Source organism: Micromonospora sp. NPDC051300 (assembly GCF_044455315.1).
Lineage (GTDB): Bacteria > Actinomycetota > Actinomycetes > Mycobacteriales > Micromonosporaceae > Micromonospora > Micromonospora robiginosa.
This window is the reverse complement of sequence record NZ_JBITEP010000014.1, coordinates 120,506-143,058: the sequence shown is the minus strand read 5'-3', so window position 1 is coordinate 143,058 and position 22,553 is coordinate 120,506. Positions and strand designations below refer to the sequence as shown.

Here is a 22,553-nt window from a genome sequence, read left to right as displayed (position 1 = left end):
CGAAACTTGTTCGCCTCTGTCCTGATGTCGGGGAAATCGCCTACTCGTCGGCGGTGGTGACCAGCACCTTGCCCACCGCGCCGTCCCGTACCGCCTGCTGCGCCGCCGCGGTCTCGGCCAGCGGACGCCGGTGCAGTGGCAGGCCGGCCTCCTCACCGACCCGGATCGCGCCCTGCGCCACCGCCGCCGCGATGTCGGTGACCGCCTGCGCCTTTGCCACCTTCGGCGCGGTGTAGACCAGCACGAACTGCCAGCGCGCGTTCGGGCCCATCAGCGGCCGGATCGGCAGGGTCACCTCGTCGCCGCCGTCGTCGGCGTAGACGCAGACCGCGCCGCCGGTGCGCAGGATCCGCACGTCGGCGGCGGCGTTGCGGGCGGCGGAGACCTCCACGACGGTGTGCACGCCGTCCGGCGCGACCTTGCGGACCTCCTCCACCACGTCCTGCTCGCGGTAGTTGATCACGAAGTCGGCGCCGGCCGCGGCGGCGAGCTGCGCCTTCTCCGGCGTGCTCACCGTGGTGATCACGCAGGCGTCGGCCCAGCGGGCGAGCTGGATCGCCGCGTTGCCCACCGCGCCCGCACCGCCCTGCACCAGCACCACGTGGTCGCTCAACGCACCGGCGTGCAGCTTGTCCGGCATGAACTCGCCGGCGGTCAGGCACCGGTGCGCGGTCATGAACGGGATGCCGAGCGCCGCGCCCAGGTCGAACGAGGCCGAGCCCAGCGACACCGCGTGCCGGACCGGGACCACGGTGTATTCCGCTGCGGTGCCCCACGGGCGCTGCCAGGCCGCCTCCCACAACCAGACCCGCTCACCGATCATGGTCTGGTCGACGCCCTCACCGACCGCCTCGACCACCCCGGCGCCGTCCTGGTGCGGGATCTGCCAACCGGCCGGCAGCGGCCACGCCTCGCGGGCCTTCCAGTCCGTCGGGTTCACCCCCGAGACGGCCATCCGCACCAGCACCTCGCCGGGACCGGGCTCCGGCGCCGGCCGCTCCACCAACTGGAGCACCGAGGCGTCCCCGCTGCGCTCGTACACGATCGCCTTCATCGCCGTCCCTCCGCCGTCGTCGCGCAATGCGCTACCCGAACCCCGCACGAACATGCCGCGCCGGCCTCAGCCCAACCCCGTCAGCAGCTCCGGGGTGAGCGCGTCGATCGAGGGGAGCAGCACGGCGGCGAGCGCCTCGGCGTCCGGATCCAACGGGTACGAACCGTGCGGCACCGCCACCACCCGGCACCCGGCGGCCGCCGCCGAGCGGACCCCGTTCGACGAGTCCTCCACCGCCACGCAGCGCGCCGGGTCGACACCCAGCCGGGCCGCCACCGCCAGCCACACGTCCGGCGCCGGCTTGCCCCGGGCCGTCTCCTCGGTCGACAACGTCGCCCCGAACGCGTCGGCCAGGCCTGTCGCGTCCAGCGCCGCCGCGATCAGCCGGGTCGGCGACGAGCTGGCCAACCCCAGCGGCCACCGCGCGGCCACCCCGCGCACCACCGCGTCGGCCCGGTCGATCAGGGGTACGCGCTCCGCGTACCGCCGGGCCATCTCGGCCACCACCTCGGTGGCGACCTGCTCGGCCGACCGGTCGACGCCCAGCTCGCCGCTCAGGTAGGCGGCCCACTCACCGGTGCTCATGCCCATCAGCCGGCGCTGCGTGTCGGGCTGCCAGGTGCCCCCGTGCGCGGCCACGTACGCCCGCCGGACCTCCTCCCAGACCGGCTCCGAGTCCACGATCACGCCATCCAGGTCGAAGAGCACCGCGTCCACCATGCCGCCATCCTGCCCCAACCGGTGGCCCGGTTCAGCCCGGCAGCGTCGCCCCGGCCGACTGCTGCGCCGGCAGGCCGATCGGAGCCTTCGGCGGGATGATCGTGCGGCAGCGGGTCGCGATCGGTTCGAGCAACTCCCGCAGCCGCGCCGTACGCTCCGCGCCCAGCGCCCGCCACGGGCCCGACGCGGCCCGGTCGGTGGCCTCCTCGACGGCCCGGAACGCCGCGGTGGAGTGCGCGGTCGGGCCGTGGTCGTCGGTCAGCCAACCCCGGTCCACCAGCCGCTCCTCGGCGGCGGACCACTCCTCGTCGGTCCACCCCCGGGCCGGCTGGTGGAACTCGCGGAACTGGTCGACCCGGCACCGCCAGGCCACCACCTCCACCGGGTCCAGCCCGGTGCCGACGAGCGCGGCGACGTGCCCGTCACCCCGGTGCTCGCGCAGCGTGGCGGCGGCCTGCCAGAGCCGGGCCAGCGGGTATTCGCCCCGGGGCAGGGCGGCGTTGACGGCGCCGAGCACCCGCCCGGCCGTGTCCACCCGGCCGGCCGCCTCCTCCAGCAGGCCGGCGACCTCCACGAGGTGCGACTCGGGCAGCTCGTAGGTGAACTCGGCGAGCGCCTGCACGGCACCGGTGAGCCGGGCGCGCAACGCCTCCTCCGGGGAGGCCAGCCGCCACACCGACGGCAACGCCCGAGCCACCATGCCCGGCGCGAAGCTGAAGAACGCCGCGGTCACCGTGGGCGCGTCGACCGGTCCGAGCGGCGCGGCCCGGCCGGCGAAGTAGCCGCGCCAGTAGCCGCGCAGCCCGACCGCCTCGAACGCGGCCCGCGCCCGCGGGTGGAAGTAGGTGACCGCGTGGACCGGCTCGAAGAGCGTCCACATCTGCCGGGCCACCCGGGGTTCGTCCAGCGCCGCCACGTGCACCTCCGCGTCGGTATGCAGTCACCGCGAGCGGTCGGGCCGCTCGCGGTGACCATGAACCTACTGCCGGTGGGTGACCGGGCGGAAGCCTGGAGTGATCTACTGCGCAGCCAGTACGTCGACGACGAAGCGCAGCGGCCCGGCCGGACGGCCGCCCTCGGCCTTGTCGCCGTACGCCAGCGCGGCCGGCAGGTCGAGCTGCACCCGGCTGCCCACCGGCACCCCGACCAGGCCCTGGTCCCAGCCCTTGATGACCTGGCCCACACCGATCGGGAAGGTGGCCGGCTGGCCGTTGTCCCACGACGCGTCGAACTGCTTGCCGTCCTTGTAGAAGACGCCCACGTAGTTCGTGGTGATGGTCTGCCCGGCCTTGACCGCCGGGCCGGTGCCCTTGACCAGGGTGGTGACGGTGAGCTTCTTCAGCTCGCCGGTGCCGGCCTTGACGGTCGGCTTGGTCTTCAGCGCCGGGTCGACGTTCGCGGGCAGCTCCGGGGCGGGCGGCGCGGTCGGCTCGACCGGAGCGCTGGGGCTGGCCGAGGTGGCGCTGGAGGTCGACTTGTCGTCGTCCCCGCTGTTCAGCCAGACGAGGCCGCCGACCAGGGCCACCACGGCGAGGACACCGACCGCCGCGCCCAGCATCGACTGCCGGCGCCGGCGCGCCTCGGCGGCCTTCTTCTCCGCCAACTGGGCGGCCAGTCGCCGCCCTGCCTTGGTGGCCGGGGCGGCCTGGTCCTCCGACCGGTTCTCCACACGCTCGCTCACGTCGACTCCCTGCAGGTGGGTGGATGCGCGCAAACGGTACCCGCCCACACCCCCACCGTGATGAAAGGCGGGGGCCCTTCTTAACGCATTCGGTATAGGCGGGGCCCCCGGTTAACAGCTCAAGCCGTACCGGGGGCGGCCGTCAACGCATCGAGGTACGTTCTCGACCATGGCGATCCTCACCGAAGAAGACCTGGCCCTGCTCGGCGAGCCGCAGCTCGCGCACGTGGCCACCATCGAGTCCGACGGCACCCCGCACGTCACCCCGGTCTGGGTGGACACGGACGGTGAGCACATCCTGTTCAACACCGCCAAGGGCCGGCAGAAATACCTGAACATGGCCCGTAACCCGGTGGTCGCGGTGTCGGTGGCGGACAAGGCCGACGACTTCCGCACGCTCTGGGTCAAGGGGACCGCCGAGTTCGTCACCGAGGGCGCCGACGAGCACATCGACCGGATGGCGAAGAAGTATCTCGGCCAGGACACCTACCCGTGGCGGCGCCCCGGCGAGGAACGCGTCATCGTCCGGATCACGCCCACGGAGAAGCTCGGCCGCGGCTGACAAGCGGGGCCCCCGCCTTGCACCTCAGGCGGATTTCTTGCGGGCGGGGGCCTTCTTCGCTGCCTTCTTCGCCGGCTCGGCCTTCTTCGCGGCGGTCTTCTTCGCCGGCTCGGCCTTCTTCGCCGGCGCCTTCTTGGCCGGGGTCTTCTTCGCGGCGGTCTTCTTCGCCGAGCGCGCCGACGAGATCGGCGTCGGCTCCGCCCCGCCGCCGGACGGCGCCTCACCCCGGGCCGCCCGGGCCCGCTCGACCGACGCCTTCAGCGCGGCCATCAGGTCCACCGCGGCGGCCGGCGCGGCCTCTTCCTCCTCCGGCTGCACCACCTCGCGGCCCTCGACCTTCGCGTCGATGACCTCCTGCAACGCGGCCCGGTAGTCGTCGGTGAACGCGTCCGGCTCGAACTCGCCGGCCATCGAGTCGATGAGCGAGCTGGCCATGGCCAGCTCCGGCGGGCGGACCTTCAGGTCCTCGTCCAGGAAGCCGAAGTCGGGCCGGCGGATCTCGTCCGGCCAGAGCATGGTGTTGAGCAGCAGCACGCCCTCGCGGACCCGCAGGGTGGCCAGCTGTTCCCGCTGGCGCAGCGCCACCTTGACGATCGCCACCCGCTCCGAGTCGCTGAGCGCGTCGCGCAGCAGCACGTACGGCTTGGTGGCGGTGCCCTCCGGCTCCAGGAAGTAGGCCTTGTTGTAGAGGATCGGGTCGACCTGCTCGGCCGGCACGAACTCCAGCACGTCGATCGCGTGCGAGGTGCTCAGCGGCAGGTCGGCGAAGTCCTCGTCGGTCAGGATGACCATCTCGCCGCCGCCGATGTCGTAGCCCTTGGCGATGTCGTCGTAGGTGACCTCCTCGCCGCAGACCGAGCAGGTGCGCTTGTAGCGGATGCGCCCGCCGTCCTCGCGGTGCACCTGGTGGAACCGGATGTCCTTCTCCTCGGTGGCCGAGTAGACCTTCACCCCGATCGACACCAGGCCGAACGACACCGCCCCCTTCCAGATGGCCCGCATCCCCGTGCTCCTCTCCCCGGCTGAACACCAGAATCGCAAACGATCGAACTCCACGCACGCCCTTCGGCGTGCAACTACAGTCAGGAGGTGCCCGGCGCGCCGCTGAAGCCGATGCTCGCGATGACCGGGCAGCTCCCGGCCGGTGCCGCCTGGGCGTACGAGTTCAAGTGGGACGGCATCCGCGCGCTCGCCGACCTCTCCCACGGCAGCCGGCACTTCTACGCCCGGTCCGGGGTCGAGGTGACCACCGCGTACCCGGAGCTGCTCAACCTGGCCGAGCAGGTCGACGATGCGCTGCTCGACGGCGAGGTGGTGCTCTTCACCGACGGGCAGCCGTCGTTCACCGCGCTGGCCGAGCGGATGCACGTGCGCAACCCGGCCAAGGCGGCCCGGCTGGCGGCGACCGCCCCCGTCACGTACATGATCTTCGACCTGTTGCGGCTCGACGGCGTGGACCTGACCGCCCGGCCGTGGCGGGAGCGGCGGGCGGCGCTGGAGTCGCTCGGGCTCGGCGCCGCCCGCTGGGCGGTGCCGCCGGTCTTCACCGACGGGGCGGCCACCTGGGCGGCGGCCGGCGAGCACGGGCTGGAGGGGGTGATGGCGAAGCGGGCCGACTCGCTCTACCGGCCCGGGGTGCGCTCGCCGGACTGGGTGAAGGTGAAGTTGGAGGTCACCGGCGACTTCGTGGTCGGCGGCTGGCGGCCCGGCGCGCGCCGGATCGGCGGGCTGCTGGTCGGCGTGCCGGGACCGGACGGGCGGCTGGTCTACCGGGGGCGGGTCGGCGGCGGGATCGGCGCGACGATCGAGCGGGAGCTGCTGCGCGAGCTGGAGCCGCTGCGCGCCGACGCCTCGCCGTTCGCCGCGGGGGTGCCGCGCGAGGATGCCCGGGGCGCGATCTGGGTATCCCCCCGGGTCGTGGTGGAGGTCAAGTACGGCCAGCGCACGCCGGACGGCCGGCTGCGCTTCCCGCGGATCCTGCGCCTGCGCCCGGACAAGCCGCCCGAGGAGGTCGACGATGCCGGCTGACCGGTTCAAGGTCGAGGTCGAGGGGCGCGCGCTGGAGCTGTCCAACCTGGACAAGGTGCTCTTCCCGCAGGCCGGCTTCACCAAGGGCGAGGTGATCGACTACTACACCCGGATCGCGCCGGTGCTGCTGCCGCACCTGGCCGATCGCGCGCTGACCCGGATCCGCTTTCCCAACGGCGTCGACGGCGGCTCGTTCTTCGAGAAGAACGCACCCGCCGCGACCCCCGGCTGGGTACGCACCGAGAACCTGCCCGCCCCCGGGTCCAGCAAGGGGCGGGAGACCATCGACTACGTGGTCTGCGACGACCTGCCCACGCTGGTCTGGCTTGCCAACCTGGCCGCGCTGGAGCTGCACACGCCGCAGTGGAAGATCGGCGCGCACCCGGACGTGATGGTGGTCGACCTGGACCCGGGCGCGCCGGCCGCCCTCAGGCAGTGCTGCCAGGTGGCGCTGCTGATGCGCGACCGGCTCGCCGACGACGGGATCGACGCCCACCCGAAGACGTCCGGGAAGAAGGGCATGCAGCTCTGCTGCCCGATCGCCGGCACGCAGGACGCCGAGGTGGTGTCCGACTACGCGCGGCGGATCGCCCGGGAGCTGGAGCAGGCGCACCCGAAGCTGGTCGTGTCGAAGATGGCGAAGAACCTGCGGCCGGGCAAGGTCTTCATCGACTGGAGTCAGAACAACGCGGCGAAGACGACCGTGGCGCCCTACTCGCTGCGCGCCCAGCCGGTGCCGGCCGTGTCCACGCCGCTGACCTGGGACGAGGTGGAGGCCGGCGCGGCCGGGAAGCGCCCGTCGAGCCGGCCGTACACCGCGGCCGAGGTGCTCAGGCGGGTGGCGAAGCAGGGTGATCTGCTGGCGCCGCTGCTCGCCGGTGGCCCCGAGCTTCCCGCCTGACCCGCCACCACGCGCCGCCGACCAGGAGTGCCACGATCCCGCTGATCGCCACGTCGCCCACCAGGTCCGCCGCCGGGCTCGACGGGGAGTAGGTCGGCACGTCGTACGCGGAGGCGGCCGCCGCGAGCACGCTCGCCGAACCGGCGGCGAGCACGTGCAACTGTCCCCAGCCGACCCGGCGGGACCAGCGGGTGAGCAGGACCGCGGTGATGGTCGCGAGCGCGAGCGCCAGCCCGATCCCGGCCCAACCCGGCACGATCGCGGCGCCCAGATAGGCGACCAGCACCACCGCCCCCGGCCAGACCGGCCAGGGTGCGGCCGGCGGCTGGTGGGCCACCGTGGGCTTCGACCCGGTGCCGGCCGACCGCGCCGCGTCGACGTCCGGGCCGGTCGCGCCGGCTGTGGCGAGGTGCGAATCGGCCGCGCCACTGAAGCCGGGGCGCGGCCCGCCGGCGGTCCGGCCGGCGGGGCGCCGGGCACGCCGTAGGGCGACGGCGGTCAGGGCCAGCGCCACCCCGGTGGCGAACAGGAGCTGCGCCGGCGAGGCCAGGAAGCCCTTGCGGCCGCCGTCGTCGGCGAAGACCAGCAGGCTGCCGCCGATCCAGAGCAGCCCGGCCACGGTCAGCCCCGGACGGCCCAGCCAGGGCCGCGACCGGCGGCCCGCACCGAGGTACGACTCGACCAGCGCGATCGCGGCGCAGATGGTCAACGCCACGTGGTTGCCCACGTAGTCGACCGCCTGCCGGGCGCTGAACCCGAGGCCGGGCACCAGCGTCGCCTCGGCGGCGGCGCGGGAGTCGGCGAACTGGGTGTCGTCCAGGAAGTCGGGGTTGAACAGCGACTGGTCGACCAGGCCGGCCTGGACCACGCCGAAGGCGGCGGCGAGCAGGACGATCCCCGGCCAGCCCAGCCCGAGGCGTCGCGCGGTCTCCCGGATCAGCAGCGCGGCGCCGCCGTACATGGGGGCGAGCAGGACCACGACGAACGGCATGCCGGGGAGCGTGAAGCCGCCCCAGACGCACTCCGCGGTCCACGGCGCGAGCAGCAGCAGCGCGATCGCCGGGGCGAGCCGACGGCGTAACGGTTCGGTCGTCATGTCGGCACCGTGCCGTAGCCGTCCGGCTCGTCGATACGGCCATCGGCCGGCCGGGTACGCGACCAAAGTCGACTGTCGCGGACCCGGCCGGCGGCTCGGCCCTAGAGGGCGAACAGCAGGGCGGCGTCGAGGAGCACGACCACGGCGGTGGCGAAGTGGATGCCGAAGGCGACGGCCCGGGTGCCGCCGTGGCGGAGCACGATGACCGTGTCGCCCAGCGGGGCCAGCGCGACGACCAGCATGAACCAGGCGATCGCCTCGGCGCTGGTGAACGCGATCAGGGCGAGGCCGACCAGCCCGTAGGTGAGGTCGCGGACGCCCTTGACCGTCAGATAGGCGGGATCGCCGCCGTGCTCCGCCGCCGGTACGCCGTAGCCGGCGGCGGAGGCGCGCGGCGCCACCAGGAAGCGGACGCCGATGAAGGCGATGAACAGGCTGAGGACGATGGCGAGCCCGTAGGCGAGGGGGCTGAGCATGACCGGCTCCAATTGCTAGCGCTGCTAGATGTAAAAGCGACGCTAGCAGAGCATGGGCAGGATGGCTAGCAGTGCTAGGATCGTGGTCATGTCGATTCAGGCGCGTCGGGAGCGGGAGCGGGCGGAACGCGAGCGGGCGATCATCGCCGCCGCCCGGGACCTGGCCGAGTCGGAGGGCTGGGACGCGGTCACCACCCGCCGCCTCGCCGCCGAGATCGAGTACAGCCAGCCGGTCCTCTACAGCCACTTCAGGGGCAAGGACGCGATCATGGCGGCGGTCGCCGTGGAGGGCTCCGGCGACCTCGCCGCCGACCTCGCCGCCGCCCGGGCCGCCGCGGCCGACCCGAGGGCGGCGGTGGCCGGCATCGCCACCGCGTACGCCACGTTCGCCGCCCGGCGGCCCGCGCTCTACGACGCGATCTTCACGCTCCCGGTCGCCCTCTCCTTCGCCAGTCAGGACACCCCGGTGGAGCTGGCCCGGGCCTTCGCCGAGCTGGCCGAGACGCTACGTCCGTTCGCCGGCGACGACGACCTGGAGGCGTTCACCGAGACGTTCTGGAGCGGCCTGCACGGCCTGGTCACGCTGATGCGCGACGGCCGGCTGCGGCAGGCCGAACACGACCGCCGCGTGGCCCTCCTGGTCGACCGGTTCACCCGGCTAGGGTGAGCTGACCGCCAGACAGGAGCCCACCGATGGCAGCCTCCGGACCCGTCGCGGCGACCACCGACGCGCCGCTGTTCAGCTATCGCGACGACGCGACAGGTGAGCGCACCGACCTGGACCCGGCCCAGCTCGGGGCCTGGGCGGCCCGCACCGCGGGCCTGCTGCGCGACGGCTGCGGGCTGCGCTCCGGCGACCGGGTGGCCGTGCTGCTGCCGCCGCACTGGCGCACCGCGGCGGTGCTGCTCGGGGCGTGGTCGGTCGGGCTGACCGTCTCCTTCCGACCCCGGGCCCTGGCCGGCCTGCCGGTGCTGGAGCCGGGCGCGGACCGGCCATACGACGCGGTGTTCGTGACGCCGGCCCGCCTCGACGACTGGCTGGAGGACGTGCCCGACGGCACCCACCGCTACCTCGTCGGCACCGCGCCCGGCCCGCTCGACGAGACGCCGCCGGGCTGGCTGGACTGGTCGACCGAGGTGCTGCGGCACCCGGCCGACCCGCCGGACTACACCGCCGTGGACCCGGCCGACCCGGCCACCCCGGACGGCACCAGCTTCGGCGCGTGGCGGCGGCTCGCCGCGGAGATCGCCGGGCAGCTCGACCTGCGCGCCGGCGACCGGCTGCTGGTCGACGCGGCCGAGCACGAACAGCCCCTGACGTGGCTGCTGGCCCCGCTCGCTGCCGGCGCCACCGTCGTCGTCCACGCCCACCTCGACCGCTCCCGGTTGGACGCCCACCTCACCGCCGACGGGGCCACCCGCGTCCTCTGAGTCGCTGATCGGGGGCACCCCGGGGCGCAGCCGTTCGCCTACGATGCCCGGGGAGCGCACCGGGAGGGCAGCATGGCCGACTTCACCGTGGATCCGGACGACGTCCGCATCCATGGGCGGACGCTGGGCCGCACCGTCGCCGAGGACTACGCGCAGCGGGCGGAGGAGATCTCCCGGGACAGCGTCATCGATCCGCCCGGGTTCGGCATCGCTCTGTCACCGTTCGAGGCGCTCTACATCCAGCACGTCGGGTTCCTGATCGACGACGTGCGCGGCGCGGCCGACGTGTGCCGGCAGATCGGCGCGAAGCTCGGGGTCGTCGCCGACCAGTACGAGCGCGCGGAGGACCTGCACGTCAGCGGCTTCGGCGGCACGCCGGCCCCGATGGGCTCCTACGGCGACGCGTACGGCCGGACGGGCACCGCGCAACTCGCCACCGACCCGGCGGCGCTCGGCGCCGCCGTCACCGTCGGCGCCACGATCACGCTGGCCGAGATCGGCGGGATCGTGGGTGGCATGGCGGCCTGCGCCGCGCTCTGCCCCACCTTCGTCATCGGCCTGGCCGGGGCCGTGCTCTTCGTCGCCAACCCGATGGGCATCGCCCAGGCCGGCGCCGACCTGATCCGCCACGGCGACCAGCTCCAGAAGGCGTTGAACGCCAACTTCGACAAGATCTGCTCCGCCGCCACCGGCACCTGGAAGGGCGAGGGCAAGGACAGCTTCGTCATCATGGCCACCAAGCTCAAGGCACACCTGGACGAACTCGGCGCGTACATCCGGATCCTCGGCGAGGCGCTGCACTCCCTGGAGATCGCCCTCAGCGGCCTGTGGATCGCCCTGGGCGCGATGACCGTGCCGTTCCTGACCTGGCTGATCGCCATGCGCGCCGCCGAGCTCATCCCTGGCGCCGCCGTCGCCCTCGAACCGCTCATCCAGGCGGCCGGGGCGGCCGTGGCCAGCTCGGTCACCTCGATGGTGGCGGCCGTCGGCGCGGTGGGCGGGCTGGCCCTGGCGCTGGTCAACGGCCTCGCCAAGGACTTCCTCAAGCTGATGACGCTGCCGGACGACGGCACGGCCGGCACTCCGGACCTGACCGAGTTCCGCGTCGGCGAGAACTTCGCCTGAGCCACGGGAGAGGAGACGTCGTGATCGACCCGGACGCGCGGCGCCGCATCGAGGGTATGGCCGAGCAGGCCAACCGGTTCGCCGCCACCATGTCGGACCTCACCGGCGAGGGCAGCGACGACGCGGGGCTGGTGCGGGCGACGTGCGCGGCGAGCGGTCGACTCGTCGACATCGAGCTGGCCGCGGAGACCCGACGGATGCAGACGTACGAGTTGCGTGAGGCGATCCTGGCCGCCACCGGCCGGGCCGCCGACTCGGCCGCCGCGAAGCTCGCCGAGGTGGTCGCGCAGATGACCGGCGGCGCCGACGTGTACGGCGGCGACGCCGTCCGCCAGGCCCGCGAACAGGTGGCCCAGTACCAGCGGCTCGTCGACGCGCAGCGGGAGAAGCTCGAACAGCTCCGCGCCGACCTCGGCCGGTCATGAGCCGCGCGACCGCGGAACTGCGCCTGCGTCGCCCGCTGCTGCGGTCGCTCGGCGCGCTGCGCCCGGTCCCCGCCGGCTACCAGATGCGCCCGGCGATCGTGCTGCCGCTCCTCGCCCTCGCCGCGGTCGCGTTCGTGCTGCTCGTCATCGTCGGCGCGCCGCTGGGCCGGCGCGGCTCGGCGTTGCCCTACGTCCTCGCGTTCGTGGTGGCGGCGGGGATCGCGCTGCCGTACCCGGTCCTGACCCTCGCCGCGGTCACCTGGTACGCCTACGGCGCCGGGCACCCGATGCTCTCGGTCGCGGACGGGGAGGTCCGGGGCCGGCTGCGTGGCGTGTGGGCCGGCGAGGTCGCCGCCGCCGACCCGACCGACCCCTCCTGGTGGGACCTGCGGTTGCCGATCGCCGCGCTCGCCGGCGTGCGGGTGGAACGCGACCGCCCCGGTGGCCCGCTGCTGATCCTCGACCTGCCGCCCGAGTCGGCGGCGGCGCTGCTCGCCGACGAGGACTCCGGCACGCTGGCTCGACACTGGAACGAGCGGGTGGACAGTCCGGCCGCCTGGCAGGTCGGCCTCTACGTCGGCCGCCTCCGCCGCGAACGCCAGCTCCGCGCCCTGCTCGCCGCGCTCGGCGTGCAAGGCGGGGCGCAAGGAGGGGCCCCCTCTTAACGCCTCCGGTATAGGCGGGGCCCCCTTCTAACACTCGGGAGAACAGTGGACGGGTTGACCTGGCGGGAGTTGGGCGAGGCGGACCTGCCGGCGCTGGCCGGGCTGGCCGAGGCGGCCCTCGCCGCCGACGGCGGGCTGCCGCTGCTCACCACCACACCGCTGCTACGGGCGCGACTGCTGCAACCGCGTACCCTCGGCGCCTGGCGCGGCGGCGACCTGGTCGCCGCCGTGAGCGTCGACGCGGACCGCACGCCGGCCACCGCCACCGGGCTGGTGCATCCGGCCTGGCGAGGGCGGGAGTTCGGCGCCCGGCTGCTGGACTGGGCCGAGGAGCAGGCGGCCGACGCGGACCTGCTGCTCACCACCGAGACATGGACCGCCGGCGCGGAGGCGCTGTTCACCGCGCGCGGCTACTCACGGACGTTCCTCGAGTGGGTGCTGCGGCACGACCTCGACGCGCCGCCCGACGTGCCCGCGCCGGACGGCGTGACGGTGCGGCCGGCGACGCTCGGGCCGGAGCTGTTCGGCGCCTACCGCGCGTCGTTCGCCGACCGGCCCGGGTTCGTCGAGCCGGCGGTGGACGAGTGGCTGGGTGACCTGCGGGACGACGAGGACTTCCGGCCGGAGCTGTCGCTGATCGCGCGAGGGCCGGACGGGGACGCGGTCGGTTTCGTCACCGTGCTCGGCGACTGGATCGACCAGGTCGGCGTGGTGCCCGACTGGCGTGGCCGGCGGATCGGCGCGTACCTGGTGGCGCACGTGCTGGGTGGCCTGGCCGAGGCGGGCGTGGACGGCGCGTGGCTCTGCGTCAACGACGACAATCCGGCGGCCGGGTTGTACCGCCGGCTCGGGTTTCACGACGCCGGTCGGAGGGCCCGCTACCTGCGCCGCTGACCGTGCCCGGGCCGGGTCGTCGGTGCGCGACTACGGGCGCGTGGGGTGTGCTGGTGGGCCGCCCGGGCCGAGGCGTGTTCGTCGCCGAGTCCGATCACCGCTGACCGTGCGAGATCTTGGTATGAATCGGCCCCCGGAGGGGCCATTTCTTGCCAAGATCTCCGCGCTGTCCAGGGTCTGGAACGCGAATCTTCCTAGGTGGGAGCGGCGCCTGATCGGTGACCGGTGAGTCATCCGTGCCATCACGTTCGTAGGGACGAGAGGCAGTGCCGTCGCGCCGCGTCCGGGGGTGTTGTGAACGCCGTTGACGTGGTCTTATGTCGGGACGACGACGTCATCGATCCGCAGCTTTGACAACCCCGCGTCGGTGTTCCTTCCTGCCTCTCGAAAGGTGCAGCGATGCACAGGAAACCGACAATCCACCTGGCAGTGCTCGCCGCTGCCGCCGCCATGTTCCTCACCGCCGGAGGCGCGCCCGCCACGGCCTCCGCCACCCCGGCGGCGACCTGCGCGCCGGGCGCCGACACGCACAGCGCCGCCCGGGTCAGCGCGGGCGCCACCGCCCAGGAGCCGGAGCTCTACTCGAAGAACGAGGCGAACGCCTACGGCGTGATCAAGGACTCGCCGCGCCTGGCCAACGGCAGCGTCACCGTCCCGACCGTCTTCCACATGGTCTCCGACCACGAGCTGAGCGCGGCCGAGAAGGCCCGGTGGAACACCCTGATCGCGGCCCAGATGACCGTGCTCAACGACTCGTACGCCGGCCGGACCGCGGCCGACGCGTCGGACACGCCGTTCCGCTTCTCGCTGGTCGACACCACGTGGACCGTGAACAGCGCCTGGTACACGGTGGTGCCGGGCAAGAACGAGCGGGACATGAAGAAGGCGCTCTACACCGGCGACTCCCGCACGCTCAACGTCTACGCGGCGAACATCGGCGGCGGGCTGCTCGGCTGGGCGTACTTCCCGAAGGGCTACAACAACGGCCATGACTACATCGACGGCGTGGTGATGCTCGACGAGTCGATGCCGGGCGGCACGGCCGGCAAGTACGCCGAGGGCGACACGCTCACCCACGAGGTGGGGCACTGGCTGATGCTGGAGCACACGTTCGCGCACGGCTGCTCCGCCTCCGGCGACTTCGTCGCCGACACGCCGCGTGAGGCGGCGCCGCAGTTCAACTGCCCGGTCGGCGCGGACACCTGCACCGCACCCGGGCTCGACCCGATCCACAACTTCATGGACTACACGCAGGACTCCTGCATGAACATGTTTACCGCTGGCCAGGCCGACCGGATGAGCGACGCCTGGGTCGCGTTCCGCGCCAGCGGCAAGGGCTGACCGGAGGACCGGGCGGGCCTCGACACCGGGCCCGCCCGGCCGGACAGAACGCTCAGTCGACCGTCGGCAGCGGAGGGCCGAGCACGTCGTCGGCGTCCACGATGGTGTACGCGTACCCCTGCTCGGCGAGGAAACGCTGGCGGTGCGCGGCGTACTCGGTGTCGATGGTGTCCCGCGACACGACCGTGTAGAAGTGCGCCTGCCGCCCGTCGGCCTTCGGCCGCAGCACCCGGCCCAGCCGCTGCGCCTCCTCCTGCCGCGACCCGAACGTGCCGGACACCTGGATCGCCACCGCCGCCTCCGGCAGGTCGATGGAGAAGTTCCCCACCTTCGAGATCACCAGCGTGCGGATCTCACCGGACCGGAACGCGTCGAACAGCCGCTCCCGCTCCTTGTTCGTGGTGGAACCCTGCACGATCGGCGCGTCCAGGTATTCGCCGAGCTGGTGCAACTGGTCGAGGAAGCCACCGATGACGAGGACCTGCTCCTGCGGGTGGCGCTCCACCAACGCGCGGACCACCGGCAGCTTGGTGCGGGCGGTCGCCGCCATCCGGTAGCGCTCCTCCGCCTCCGCCGTCGCGTACGCCAGCCGCTCCGCGTCGGTGAGCGTCACCCGTACCTCTGTGCACTCCGCCGGGGCGATCCAGCCCTGCTGCTCGATGTCCTTCCACGGAGCGTCGTACCGCTTCGGGCCGATCAGGCTGAACACGTCGCCCTCGCGGCCGTCCTCGCGTACCAGCGTCGCGGTGAGGCCGAGCCGGCGGCGGGCCTGGAGGTCCGCCGTGAAGCGGAAGATCGGTGCGGGCAGCAGGTGCACCTCGTCGTAGACGACCAGGCCCCAGTCGCGGGCGCCGAACAGGTCCAGGTGGGTGAACGCGCCGCCGCGCCGCGAGGTGAGCACCTGGTACGTGGCGATGGTGACCGGGCGGATCTCCTTGCGCTCGCCCGAGTACTCGCCGATCTCCTCCTCGGTCAGCGACGTGCGGGCGATCAGCTCCCGCTTCCACTGCCGGCCCGCGACCGTGTTGGTGACCAGGATCAGCGTGGTCGCCTTCGCCTCCGCCATCGCCGCCGCCCCGACGAGCGTCTTGCCGGCGCCACAGGGCAGCACCACCACGCCGGAGCCCCCGGCCCAGAACGCCTCCACCGCCTCCCGCTGGTAGGACCGCAGCGTCCACGGCCTGCCGCCGTCCTTGCCGGACTCGGCCAGCTCGATCGGGTGCGCCTCGCCGTCGACGTAGCCGGCCAGGTCCTCCGCCGGCCAGCCCAGCTTCAGCAGCGCCTGCTTGAGCCGGCCCCGCTCGGACGGGTGCACCGCGATCGTGTCGTCGTCGAGCTTCGCGCCGAGCATGCCGGCGAGCTTCTTGCTCTTCGCCACCTCGATCAGCACCACCCGGTCCAGCGCGCGCAGCACCAGCCCGTGCGCCGGGTCGTTGGCGAGTTGCAGGCGGCCGTACCGGTCCATCGTCTCGGCCACGTCCACCAGCAGGCCGTGCGGCACCGGGTAGCGGGAGTACTTGATCAGGGAGTCGACCACGCCCTCGGCGTCGTGCCCGGCGGCCCGCGCGTTCCACAGGCCCAGCGGGGTGAGCCGGTAGGTGTGCACGTGCTCGGGGGAGCGCTCCAGCTCGGCGAAGGGCGCGATGGCCATCCGGCACGCCTGCGCGTCCGGGTGGTCGATCTCCAGCAGCAGCGTCTTGTCCGACTGCACGATCAGTGGTCCACCGCTCACGCCAGCGTCCTCTCGCATCGCCCGGAATCTCTGCCCGCGCCACATCTGACCTGCCGAAGGCGGACCATCCAGTGTTGCACGCCGGGGACGGTCCGAAAAAAGTCCGGCTGGACAGGCAACGTCATACTCGCCCCACACGTCTAGCAAGCGGGACAACTGACCAGGGAGGGCCCATGCAGCGTGTCCGGATATTCGCCCGGGTCGCCGGCCTGGCGGTGGTCGTGCTGGTCGGCGTCGGGGCGTGCGCGCTCGATCCGCAGACGGAGGGCACCGGGGGCACCACCCCCGCGCCGGTCGGGCTGACGGAGAGAGCATCGGGGGCGAGCGCGCCGCCCACGTCCGAGCGGCCGGCGACGTCCCCGTCGGCGCAGCCGAGCCGGACGGCCACGCCGAAACCCTCCCGGTCGCCGTCGGCGACCACCTCCCCGAAGCCCCGGGCCACGCCGAAGCCGAGCCGGTCCGCCGGGTGCCCGCAGGGGGAGCACCAGCGGGCCGTGGAGAGCTACCTGAGCCGGCTGGGCGGTTTCGGGACGCTGACCGTGGACGGCGCGCAGTCCGCCGCCGACTGCGCCGCGATCAAGAAGTTCCAGATCCGGTACGGCATCAGCCCGGCCTCCGGTCGCGCCGGCCCCACCACGTACGACGTGGCGAAGCGGCTGGCCGGCACGGACGTGTCCCGGTGCCGGGCCGGCTCCCGCCTCACCTTCTGCGTCGACCTGACCCGGCAGACCGTGTGGGCGATGCGCGGTGGCAAGGTGGTGCTCGGCCCGACGGTCACCCGCACCGGCATGTCCGGCTACGCCACCCCGGCCGGCACCTACTCCGTCGGCGGCCGGAACCCGCGCGAGTGGTCCAACCCGTACGAGGTGTGGCTGCCCTACTGGCAGCAGTTCAACGGCGGCATCGGCTTCCACGAGACCACCACCTACCTGCACAACGGCGCGATCGGCTCGCACGGCTGCGTGAACCTGCTGCACCGCGACGCGGTGCGCCTCTGGGAGCTGGGCTCGATCGGCACCCGTGTCGTGGTGATCGGCCGCCGCCCCGGCACCTGAGCCCGCCCGCCCCGTGACCGGACCGCCCGGATCAGGGTTTTAACCCCTGTCCGCGCGGTTCGGTCGGTGCCACTCTGGAAGCCGGGTCCACCACGGGGCGGGGAGGGGCTGGCATGACCGTCGATCAGGACGTGCTCGGGGAGGACGAGCGCACGCAGCACCAGGTGTCCACGGCGGCGATGGTCGGCTACGCGTTCGCCGCCGTGGCCGTGTTCGGTTGGTTCCTGTTCGGGCTGCTGGTGCAGCGTCAGGGCTTCGTCGACTCGGTCGGTGAGTCCGCCGGGGCGGCGTTCGCGCTGCTGCTGGCCGTCTCGGTGGTCGGCACGTTGCGGCGCAACGGGGAATAGGCGTCACTCCTCCAGCACGGCCGCCGTGATCCGGTGCAACGCGAACGTGTGCAGCATCTCGGTGCGGTCGTCCTCGGCACGCAGGTAGCCGGCGCCGATCGAGACCGGCCGGACCAGCCGGGACGCGGTCGCCCCGTGCGCGTCGACGTAACCCACCCAGACCAGCGCCTTGTCGCGTACCGCCTGCTGGAGCACGGCCAGCGCGTCCCCGTGCCCGCTCACCGGCGTCGGGCCGGTGGGCGCCGCCCCCCGGACCACGGCCGGGGCCCGGCGCGCCGCCCGGGCCGCCGCGTCGCCCCGGCGGATCTGCTCCACCACGCCGAGCAGGCGGGGCATCGGCAGTCGCGGCGCGGCCAGCGGATCGACGACCCGGCCGGTGACCGGGGTCCGGGCCGGCGCGCGGCGGGTCTTCGGCCGGGCCAGCACCGTCGCGCCGCTGGCGTCCTCGGGGACCGGCGCGTAGCCGGCGTCGCGCAACGCGAGCAGCATCCGGTTGACCTGGTACGGGGTGACCAGCACCGTCGGGGCCAGCCGGCGGAACGCCAGCGACTCCAGTCGCCGGTCCGCCTGCACCTCGGTGAGCAGCGCCTCGTCGTCGCTGCGCACGTAGCCGCCGGCCGAGCCGACCCGCAGGCCGCCGTGCTTGCGGGCCACGTCGTCGACCAGGTAGGTCAGCCCCTGCGGCACCGGGGTCCGGGACCGGCGGCGGAACAACGTGTGGAGGTCGTCGGCGGTGTAGCCGGCGTCCAGGGCGCGCCGGATACTCGCCGTGGTGACCCGGTGCACGCTCGCGCCGCCCGCCGACTCGTGCTCGGCCACCACGTCCAGCTCGGCGGCGAGCGCCGGGTCGGGCGGGCCGGGCACCACCACGCTCAGGTCGGCCTGCACGAGCACGTGGTCGACCGGGGCGGGGAGCAGCCCGTCGAGCGCGCGTACCGCCGTGGACGGGTCGCCCGACTCGGCGTCGGAGCGCAACCCGAGCGGGTCGTCGCCCCGCTCGTCGGCGTCGGTCAGCTCGGCCAGCACCAGCCGCCCGTACGAGGTGAGCGCGCCCAGCCCGGTCACGCCGAGCCGGGCCGCCTCGGCCAGCACCTCGCGGTGCGCCGCCTCCCGCCCACGGGCCCGGCGGGGGGCCCGCCAGTCCAGCAGGGCCAGCACCTCGTCCGGCGTCGGCGCGCTGCCCTGCGGCAGGTCGGCCAGCACGGCGAGGACCGCCCGGCGGGCGGTGGGCGCGCCGGCGCGTTCGGCCTCGGGCGAGAGCACCGAGATCGGCCGGTCCCGGTCGTCCCGCTGGCCGACCAGGCCCACCTGGCGGGGCATCGCCAGCCACGCCCGGGCGAGCTGCTCCCAGCGTTGGGCCAGCGACGCCGCGCGCCACACCTCGTAGCCGCCGGTGGGCAGGATCTGCTGGTCGCCGCCGTAGCGGGTGGTGGCCGCGCCGGTCAGCTCCAGCTCACCGGTCAGCCCCGCCGCGTATGCGACCTCGAAGATCAGCGCGGTGGTCGGCTCGTCCAGCCCGAGACCGCGGGCGATCCGGCGCAGGTCCCGCACCCCGACGCCGCCGGACCGCAGCACCGGCGCCGGTTCGACGACGAGCGCCTCCAGCAGCGCCTCGGTGTGCCGGACGACCTCCATGGTCTGCCCGGCGCCGGCCGAGTCGACGGCCTTGACCTCCCGGGGCGGGCTGGACACCGCCGGCGGGCCGGTGTGCAGCGGGCCGAGCGGTCCGGCGTCGCGGCGCAGCACCAGCCCCACCTCGCGGGGTAGTTCGACGGTGCCGTGCGGACCGCCGGACATCCGCACCAGCAGGTGGTGCTCGACCAGCCAGCGGATCGGGGAGCCGGTGGGCGCGCCGCCGTTGACCAGGTCGGGCGGGAGCACGTCCTCGGCGCCGCTGGCCGGCGCGTCGAGCGCGCCCGGGGTCACCGTGCCGACCGGCGGCCCGGCGGCGAGCCGGTCCAGCACCGCCCGCGCCGAGGGCGGCGCGGCGAGCAGCGTCCGCCGCAGCTTGGCCGGGTCCGCGCAGAGGGCCGCCGCGCGGGCGTCCAGCTCCGCCGCCGGCCGGCCCAGTCCCGCGGGGTACGGGGAGACCTCGTCGACGCCGCCGACCACGTACAGGTCGTGTTCGGGGCCGTAGAGCAGGAACCGGGCCCGGAGCCGGTCGACGGCGGCGCGGATCGCGGTCGGGGCCGGCGGGTGCGGGCCGGCGGTGGCCATGGCGAGGATCTGGTCGGTGGAGGTGCCGCCCTCGGGGCCGCGGGTGAGCCGGGCGGCGTCGAGGACCTGGAGGGTGAACTGGTCGAGCCCGTCGAGCGCCCGGGCCACGGAGACCCGGGACTGGGCGCGCAGGGCGAGGGCGGACACATCGGCCGGCACCGGCACGACGAGGTCCGGCCGCAGTTGGAGCAGGGCGGCCAGCGAGTCGTCGGGGAGGGCCCGCAGGTGGTCGGCGAGTGAGGTGGTCATCGTCGTACCACGCTAGCCCGCTGGGTAGGTTCTCGGCATGTCTCCGCTGATGGTCGGCTTCGACCTCGACATGACCCTGGTCGACTCCCGCCCCGGCATCGCCGCCGCCTACCGGGCGTTGACCGAGCGTACGGGCGTTCCGGTGGACGCGGATCTGGCCGTGTCCCGGCTGGGCCCGCCGCTGCGTACAGAGTTGGCGCACTGGTTCCCGCCGGAGCGGATCGAGGAGGCGGTGACGCTCTACCGGGAGCTGTATCCGGCGTACGCGATCACCCCGACGGTGCCGATGCCCGGCGCGGAGGCGGCGGTGCGCGCGGTGCACGAGCGCGGTGGACGGGTGATGGTGGTGACCTCCAAGATCGGGCGGTTGGCGAAGCTGCACCTGGACCACCTGGGGTTGGCCGTCGACGAGTTGGCCGGGGACCTGTTCGCCGAGGAGAAGGCGACCGCGCTGCGGGAGCACGGCGCGACGCTCTACGTGGGCGACCACGTGGCCGACATGGCGGCGGCGCGGGCGGCCGGAATCCCGGGCGTGGGAGTGGCGACCGGTCCCTGCCCGGTGGCGGAGTTGAGCGCGGCCGGCGCGTCGCTGGTACTTAATGATCTTGTCGAATTCCCAGGGGCGGTCGACCGGATCATCGGGCTAGCCTGGAAGGGGTAGACGGTTCGAGTGGAGCGGGGTTCGACAGGTGCCGACGGGTCGAGTGAAGTGGTACGACGCGGCCAAGGGATACGGGTTCGTCACCAGTGACGAGGGTGGCGACGTGTTCCTGCCCAAGGGCGCGCTACCGGCGGGTGTCGCCGACCTCAAGGGTGGCCAGCGGGTCGATTTCAGCGTGGTGGACAGCCGGCGGGGCGCCCAGGCCATGGGCGTCAAGCTGCTGGAGGCGCCGCCGTCCGTGGCGGAGCTGCGTCGCCGGCCGGCCGAGGAACTGCACGGCCTGGTCGAAGACATGATCAAGGTGCTGGAGGCGAAGGTGCAGCCGGACCTGCGCCGGGGTCGCTTCCCGGATCGCAAGGCCGCGCAGAAGATCGCTCAGCTGGTCCACGCGGTGGCGCGCGAGCTGGAGGTCTGAGGGACGAGCCCGGCGTCGGCGGCCCGGCCCAGCAGTGCCTCCACGGCGGCGAAGCCGGCCTCACCCAGGTCGGCGGTGAACTCGTTGACGTAGAGGCCGATGTGTCGGTCCACCACGTCGGGCTCCATCTCCTGCGCGTGCGCGAGGACGTACTCCCGGCTGGCCTCCGGGTCGGCCCAGGCCTGCCGCACCGACTCACGGATCCACGCGGTGGCCTCGACCGGGTCGACCGCGCCGCGTCGGGCCAGGATCGCGCCGAGCGGGATCGGCAGCCCGGTGTCGCCCTCCCACCACTCGCCCAGGTCCACCAGGGCGGTCAGCCCGTGCCGCGGATAGGTGAAGCGGGCCTCGTGGATCACCAGGCCGGCGTCGTACCGGCCGGCCGCCACTCCGGGCATGATCTCGTGGAACGGCACCACCTCGATCCGGGCCGGCGCCTGCTCGGCGGCCCAGAGCCGGAACAGCAGGTACGCCGTGGTCCGCTCGCCCGGCACCGCCACGGTCGCGCCGGACAGGTCGGCGCGGTCGCCCCGGGTCAGCACCAGCGGGCCGCAGCCCCGGCCCAGCGCGCCCCCGCAGGGCAGCAGGTGGTAGTCGTCGAGCAGCCACGGCAGCGCCGCGTAACTGACCTTCACCAGGTCGAACGCGCTCCGCTCGGCGGCGGTGTTGGTGACGTCCACGTCCGCGTAGGTCACCTCGACGGTCGGTGCCCCGGGCACCCGCCCGTGCACCAGGGCGTCGAAGACGAACGTGTCGTTGGGGCAGGGGGAGATCGCCAGGGAGAGCGCCACGCCCCCACCGTAACTCCGCCCGCCGCACCACCCGCCACCCACTGCACCCCCCCGCCGTCCGCTGCCCCCGCTTACGGTTCACCGTCCTTCACCCAGCGACCTACGACCTGGGTGGCCGCCGGTGATCGCCGTGCCGGTCGTGCCGGTCGTGCCGGCCGTGCCGGTCGTGCCGGCCGTGCCGGTCGTGCCGGCCGTGCCGGTCGTGCCGGTCGTGACCGGGTTGTCGCCGTGATCGCCGTGATGGCCGTGATCGCCGTGATGGCCGTGATCGCCGTGATCGCCGTGACGGCCGTGACGGCCGTGACGGCCGTGACGGCCGTGAGAGGAGATGCTGTCCGGCTGCCTAGAAACTTGATGACGTGGATGGATCAGTCTCGACCGGGCCTCGGGTGGGCCTCGGACTGGCCACGGGTGGGCCTTGGACCAGACATGAACCGGCATCGGGCCGGTCTTGTCCGGCTTACGGGACCCGGCTGCGATTCATGTCTCGGACGGAGCCGCCGGGGCCCGCAACGGGGGGAGGATCTGCGGTCGGCTTCGTTCAGATCTTCGTTGCGTTCGCGTCGACCCCGGCCTCATGCCCGGCGGCGGACCGAGTCGTTCACGTCATCAAGTTTCTAGGCAGCCGGACAACATCTCCTCGTCCCCAGCGGAGCAGCTTTTCCACAGGGTTGTCCACAGGTGGAC

The 22,553-nt window shown here is 73.6% G+C and carries 24 protein-coding genes; 14 read left to right on the top strand and 10 right to left on the bottom strand.

The features are described from left to right. Nucleotides 1-40: 40 nt before the first annotated feature. From ACIA5A_RS17890 to ACIA5A_RS17875, 4 genes are all read right to left on the bottom strand, one after another. Nucleotides 41-1,054 carry an NADPH:quinone reductase gene (locus ACIA5A_RS17890; protein WP_396763060.1) on the bottom strand — a complete coding sequence of 338 codons (1,014 nt, stop codon included), beginning with the start codon at nt 1,052-1,054 and terminating at the stop codon, nt 41-43. Between the two features lie 66 nt (nt 1,055-1,120). Then, entirely contained in the window at nt 1,121-1,774 is a 654-nt protein-coding gene (locus ACIA5A_RS17885; RefSeq protein ID WP_396763057.1) for an HAD family hydrolase, read from the bottom strand. Between the two features lie 31 nt (nt 1,775-1,805). After that, nucleotides 1,806-2,654 (bottom strand): hypothetical protein, encoded by an 849-nt coding sequence (locus ACIA5A_RS17880; protein WP_396763106.1) that lies wholly within the window; start codon nt 2,652-2,654, stop codon nt 1,806-1,808. A gap of 138 nt (nt 2,655-2,792) precedes the next feature. Continuing rightward, nucleotides 2,793-3,488, bottom strand: coding sequence for an FKBP-type peptidyl-prolyl cis-trans isomerase (locus ACIA5A_RS17875; RefSeq protein WP_396763104.1), 696 nt, complete (start codon nt 3,486-3,488; stop codon nt 2,793-2,795). 136 nt (nt 3,489-3,624) lie between these two features. On the opposite strand from ACIA5A_RS17875, the gene ACIA5A_RS17870 reads away from it, so the two are divergent. Next, the gene (locus ACIA5A_RS17870) at nt 3,625-4,017 is read left to right on the top strand and encodes a PPOX class F420-dependent oxidoreductase (protein WP_396763054.1); all 393 of its coding nucleotides are present in this window, start codon (nt 3,625-3,627) and stop codon (nt 4,015-4,017) included. A gap of 24 nt (nt 4,018-4,041) precedes the next feature. Here ACIA5A_RS17870 and ACIA5A_RS17865 read toward each other — a convergent pair whose 3' ends face one another. After that, complete coding sequence (locus ACIA5A_RS17865) at nt 4,042-5,019, bottom strand: Ku protein (protein ID WP_396763051.1); 978 nt, start codon at nt 5,017-5,019, stop codon at nt 4,042-4,044. A gap of 87 nt (nt 5,020-5,106) precedes the next feature. On the opposite strand from ACIA5A_RS17865, the gene ligD (ACIA5A_RS17860) reads away from it, so the two are divergent. Together ligD (ACIA5A_RS17860) and ligD (ACIA5A_RS17855) are read left to right on the top strand one after the other, a co-directional pair. Then, entirely contained in the window at nt 5,107-6,045 is a 939-nt protein-coding gene (gene ligD / locus ACIA5A_RS17860; protein ID WP_396763048.1) for a non-homologous end-joining DNA ligase, read from the top strand. Then, nucleotides 6,035-6,946, top strand: coding sequence for a non-homologous end-joining DNA ligase (ligD, locus tag ACIA5A_RS17855; RefSeq protein ID WP_396763046.1), 912 nt, complete (start codon nt 6,035-6,037; stop codon nt 6,944-6,946). Before ligD (ACIA5A_RS17860) ends, ligD (ACIA5A_RS17855) begins: the two co-directional genes overlap by 11 nt. Here the strand turns inward: ligD (ACIA5A_RS17855) and ACIA5A_RS17850 are convergent. Both ACIA5A_RS17850 and ACIA5A_RS17845 read right to left on the bottom strand, forming a co-directional pair. Beyond that, nucleotides 6,876-8,042, bottom strand: a complete 1,167-nt coding sequence (locus tag ACIA5A_RS17850) for a hypothetical protein (protein WP_396763043.1) — start codon at nt 8,040-8,042, stop codon at nt 6,876-6,878. The genes ligD (ACIA5A_RS17855) and ACIA5A_RS17850 overlap by 71 nt on opposite strands. A gap of 101 nt (nt 8,043-8,143) precedes the next feature. After that, nucleotides 8,144-8,518 carry a DUF4267 domain-containing protein gene (locus ACIA5A_RS17845; protein ID WP_396763040.1) on the bottom strand — a complete coding sequence of 125 codons (375 nt, stop codon included), beginning with the start codon at nt 8,516-8,518 and terminating at the stop codon, nt 8,144-8,146. Between the two features lie 88 nt (nt 8,519-8,606). On the opposite strand from ACIA5A_RS17845, the gene ACIA5A_RS17840 reads away from it, so the two are divergent. The 7 genes from ACIA5A_RS17840 (at nt 8,607) to ACIA5A_RS17810 (ending at nt 14,399) form a co-directional block, all read left to right on the top strand. Further along, nucleotides 8,607-9,185 (top strand): TetR/AcrR family transcriptional regulator, encoded by a 579-nt coding sequence (locus tag ACIA5A_RS17840; protein WP_396763038.1) that lies wholly within the window; start codon nt 8,607-8,609, stop codon nt 9,183-9,185. 26 nt (nt 9,186-9,211) lie between these two features. Continuing rightward, a complete protein-coding gene (locus ACIA5A_RS17835; protein ID WP_396763036.1) occupies nt 9,212-9,949 on the top strand; it encodes a TIGR03089 family protein in 738 nt (245 codons plus the stop codon). 72 nt (nt 9,950-10,021) lie between these two features. Continuing rightward, entirely contained in the window at nt 10,022-11,074 is a 1,053-nt protein-coding gene (locus tag ACIA5A_RS17830) for a hypothetical protein (protein ID WP_396763033.1), read from the top strand. A gap of 20 nt (nt 11,075-11,094) precedes the next feature. Then, nucleotides 11,095-11,499, top strand: coding sequence for a YbaB/EbfC family nucleoid-associated protein (locus ACIA5A_RS17825; RefSeq protein WP_396763031.1), 405 nt, complete (start codon nt 11,095-11,097; stop codon nt 11,497-11,499). After that, nucleotides 11,496-12,164 (top strand): hypothetical protein, encoded by a 669-nt coding sequence (locus ACIA5A_RS17820; RefSeq protein WP_396763028.1) that lies wholly within the window; start codon nt 11,496-11,498, stop codon nt 12,162-12,164. The genes ACIA5A_RS17825 and ACIA5A_RS17820 overlap by 4 nt, the downstream gene beginning before the upstream one ends. 45 nt (nt 12,165-12,209) lie before the next feature. Then, on the top strand, nt 12,210-13,058 hold the full coding sequence (locus ACIA5A_RS17815; RefSeq protein ID WP_396763025.1) for a GNAT family N-acetyltransferase: 849 nt from the start codon (nt 12,210-12,212) through the stop codon (nt 13,056-13,058). Nucleotides 13,059-13,457: 399 nt separating this feature from the next. After that, nucleotides 13,458-14,399 carry a zinc metalloprotease gene (locus ACIA5A_RS17810; RefSeq protein ID WP_396763022.1) on the top strand — a complete coding sequence of 314 codons (942 nt, stop codon included), beginning with the start codon at nt 13,458-13,460 and terminating at the stop codon, nt 14,397-14,399. 52 nt (nt 14,400-14,451) lie between these two features. Here ACIA5A_RS17810 and ACIA5A_RS17805 read toward each other — a convergent pair whose 3' ends face one another. Further along, nucleotides 14,452-16,131 (bottom strand): DNA repair helicase XPB, encoded by a 1,680-nt coding sequence (locus ACIA5A_RS17805; protein WP_396763019.1) that lies wholly within the window; start codon nt 16,129-16,131, stop codon nt 14,452-14,454. A 173-nt stretch (nt 16,132-16,304) separates the two neighbouring features. On the opposite strand from ACIA5A_RS17805, the gene ACIA5A_RS17800 reads away from it, so the two are divergent. Both ACIA5A_RS17800 and ACIA5A_RS17795 read left to right on the top strand, forming a co-directional pair. Beyond that, entirely contained in the window at nt 16,305-17,186 is an 882-nt protein-coding gene (locus ACIA5A_RS17800) for a L,D-transpeptidase family protein (protein ID WP_396763017.1), read from the top strand. A gap of 113 nt (nt 17,187-17,299) precedes the next feature. Then, nucleotides 17,300-17,533 carry a hypothetical protein gene (locus ACIA5A_RS17795; protein WP_396763014.1) on the top strand — a complete coding sequence of 78 codons (234 nt, stop codon included), beginning with the start codon at nt 17,300-17,302 and terminating at the stop codon, nt 17,531-17,533. 3 nt (nt 17,534-17,536) lie between these two features. On the opposite strand, the gene ACIA5A_RS17790 is transcribed toward ACIA5A_RS17795, so the two are convergent. Continuing rightward, nucleotides 17,537-19,999, bottom strand: coding sequence for a helicase-associated domain-containing protein (locus tag ACIA5A_RS17790; RefSeq protein WP_396763011.1), 2,463 nt, complete (start codon nt 19,997-19,999; stop codon nt 17,537-17,539). A 37-nt stretch (nt 20,000-20,036) separates the two neighbouring features. On the opposite strand from ACIA5A_RS17790, the gene ACIA5A_RS17785 reads away from it, so the two are divergent. Together ACIA5A_RS17785 and ACIA5A_RS17780 are read left to right on the top strand one after the other, a co-directional pair. Next, the gene (locus tag ACIA5A_RS17785) at nt 20,037-20,660 is read left to right on the top strand and encodes an HAD family hydrolase (protein ID WP_396763008.1); all 624 of its coding nucleotides are present in this window, start codon (nt 20,037-20,039) and stop codon (nt 20,658-20,660) included. 28 nt (nt 20,661-20,688) lie between these two features. After that, the gene (locus ACIA5A_RS17780) at nt 20,689-21,075 is read left to right on the top strand and encodes a cold-shock protein (RefSeq protein WP_073826071.1); all 387 of its coding nucleotides are present in this window, start codon (nt 20,689-20,691) and stop codon (nt 21,073-21,075) included. Here ACIA5A_RS17780 and ACIA5A_RS17775 read toward each other — a convergent pair. Further along, complete coding sequence (locus ACIA5A_RS17775) at nt 21,036-21,866, bottom strand: 1,4-dihydroxy-6-naphthoate synthase (protein WP_396763004.1); 831 nt, start codon at nt 21,864-21,866, stop codon at nt 21,036-21,038. The two genes, ACIA5A_RS17780 and ACIA5A_RS17775, sit on opposite strands and share 40 nt — an antisense overlap. Nucleotides 21,867-22,553: the final 687 nt, after the last annotated feature.

Coding starts and splice junctions, on each gene's coding strand:
- ACIA5A_RS17890 (WP_396763060.1), bottom strand. CDS start 1,054: ATGAAGGCGATCGTGTACGAGCGCAGCGGGGACGCCTCGGTGCTCCAG.
- ACIA5A_RS17885 (WP_396763057.1), bottom strand. CDS start 1,774: ATGGTGGACGCGGTGCTCTTCGACCTGGATGGCGTGATCGTGGACTCG.
- ACIA5A_RS17880 (WP_396763106.1), bottom strand. CDS start 2,654: ATGTGGACGCTCTTCGAGCCGGTCCACGCGGTCACCTACTTCCACCCG.
- ACIA5A_RS17870 (WP_396763054.1), top strand. CDS start 3,625: ATGGCGATCCTCACCGAAGAAGACCTGGCCCTGCTCGGCGAGCCGCAG.
- ACIA5A_RS17865 (WP_396763051.1), bottom strand. CDS start 5,019: ATGCGGGCCATCTGGAAGGGGGCGGTGTCGTTCGGCCTGGTGTCGATC.
- ligD (WP_396763046.1), top strand. CDS start 6,035: ATGCCGGCTGACCGGTTCAAGGTCGAGGTCGAGGGGCGCGCGCTGGAG.
- ACIA5A_RS17850 (WP_396763043.1), bottom strand. CDS start 8,042: ATGACGACCGAACCGTTACGCCGTCGGCTCGCCCCGGCGATCGCGCTG.
- ACIA5A_RS17845 (WP_396763040.1), bottom strand. CDS start 8,518: ATGCTCAGCCCCCTCGCCTACGGGCTCGCCATCGTCCTCAGCCTGTTC.
- ACIA5A_RS17840 (WP_396763038.1), top strand. CDS start 8,607: ATGTCGATTCAGGCGCGTCGGGAGCGGGAGCGGGCGGAACGCGAGCGG.
- ACIA5A_RS17835 (WP_396763036.1), top strand. CDS start 9,212: ATGGCAGCCTCCGGACCCGTCGCGGCGACCACCGACGCGCCGCTGTTC.
- ACIA5A_RS17830 (WP_396763033.1), top strand. CDS start 10,022: ATGGCCGACTTCACCGTGGATCCGGACGACGTCCGCATCCATGGGCGG.
- ACIA5A_RS17820 (WP_396763028.1), top strand. CDS start 11,496: ATGAGCCGCGCGACCGCGGAACTGCGCCTGCGTCGCCCGCTGCTGCGG.
- ACIA5A_RS17810 (WP_396763022.1), top strand. CDS start 13,458: ATGCACAGGAAACCGACAATCCACCTGGCAGTGCTCGCCGCTGCCGCC.
- ACIA5A_RS17800 (WP_396763017.1), top strand. CDS start 16,305: ATGCAGCGTGTCCGGATATTCGCCCGGGTCGCCGGCCTGGCGGTGGTC.
- ACIA5A_RS17795 (WP_396763014.1), top strand. CDS start 17,300: ATGACCGTCGATCAGGACGTGCTCGGGGAGGACGAGCGCACGCAGCAC.
- ACIA5A_RS17790 (WP_396763011.1), bottom strand. CDS start 19,999: ATGACCACCTCACTCGCCGACCACCTGCGGGCCCTCCCCGACGACTCG.
- ACIA5A_RS17785 (WP_396763008.1), top strand. CDS start 20,037: ATGTCTCCGCTGATGGTCGGCTTCGACCTCGACATGACCCTGGTCGAC.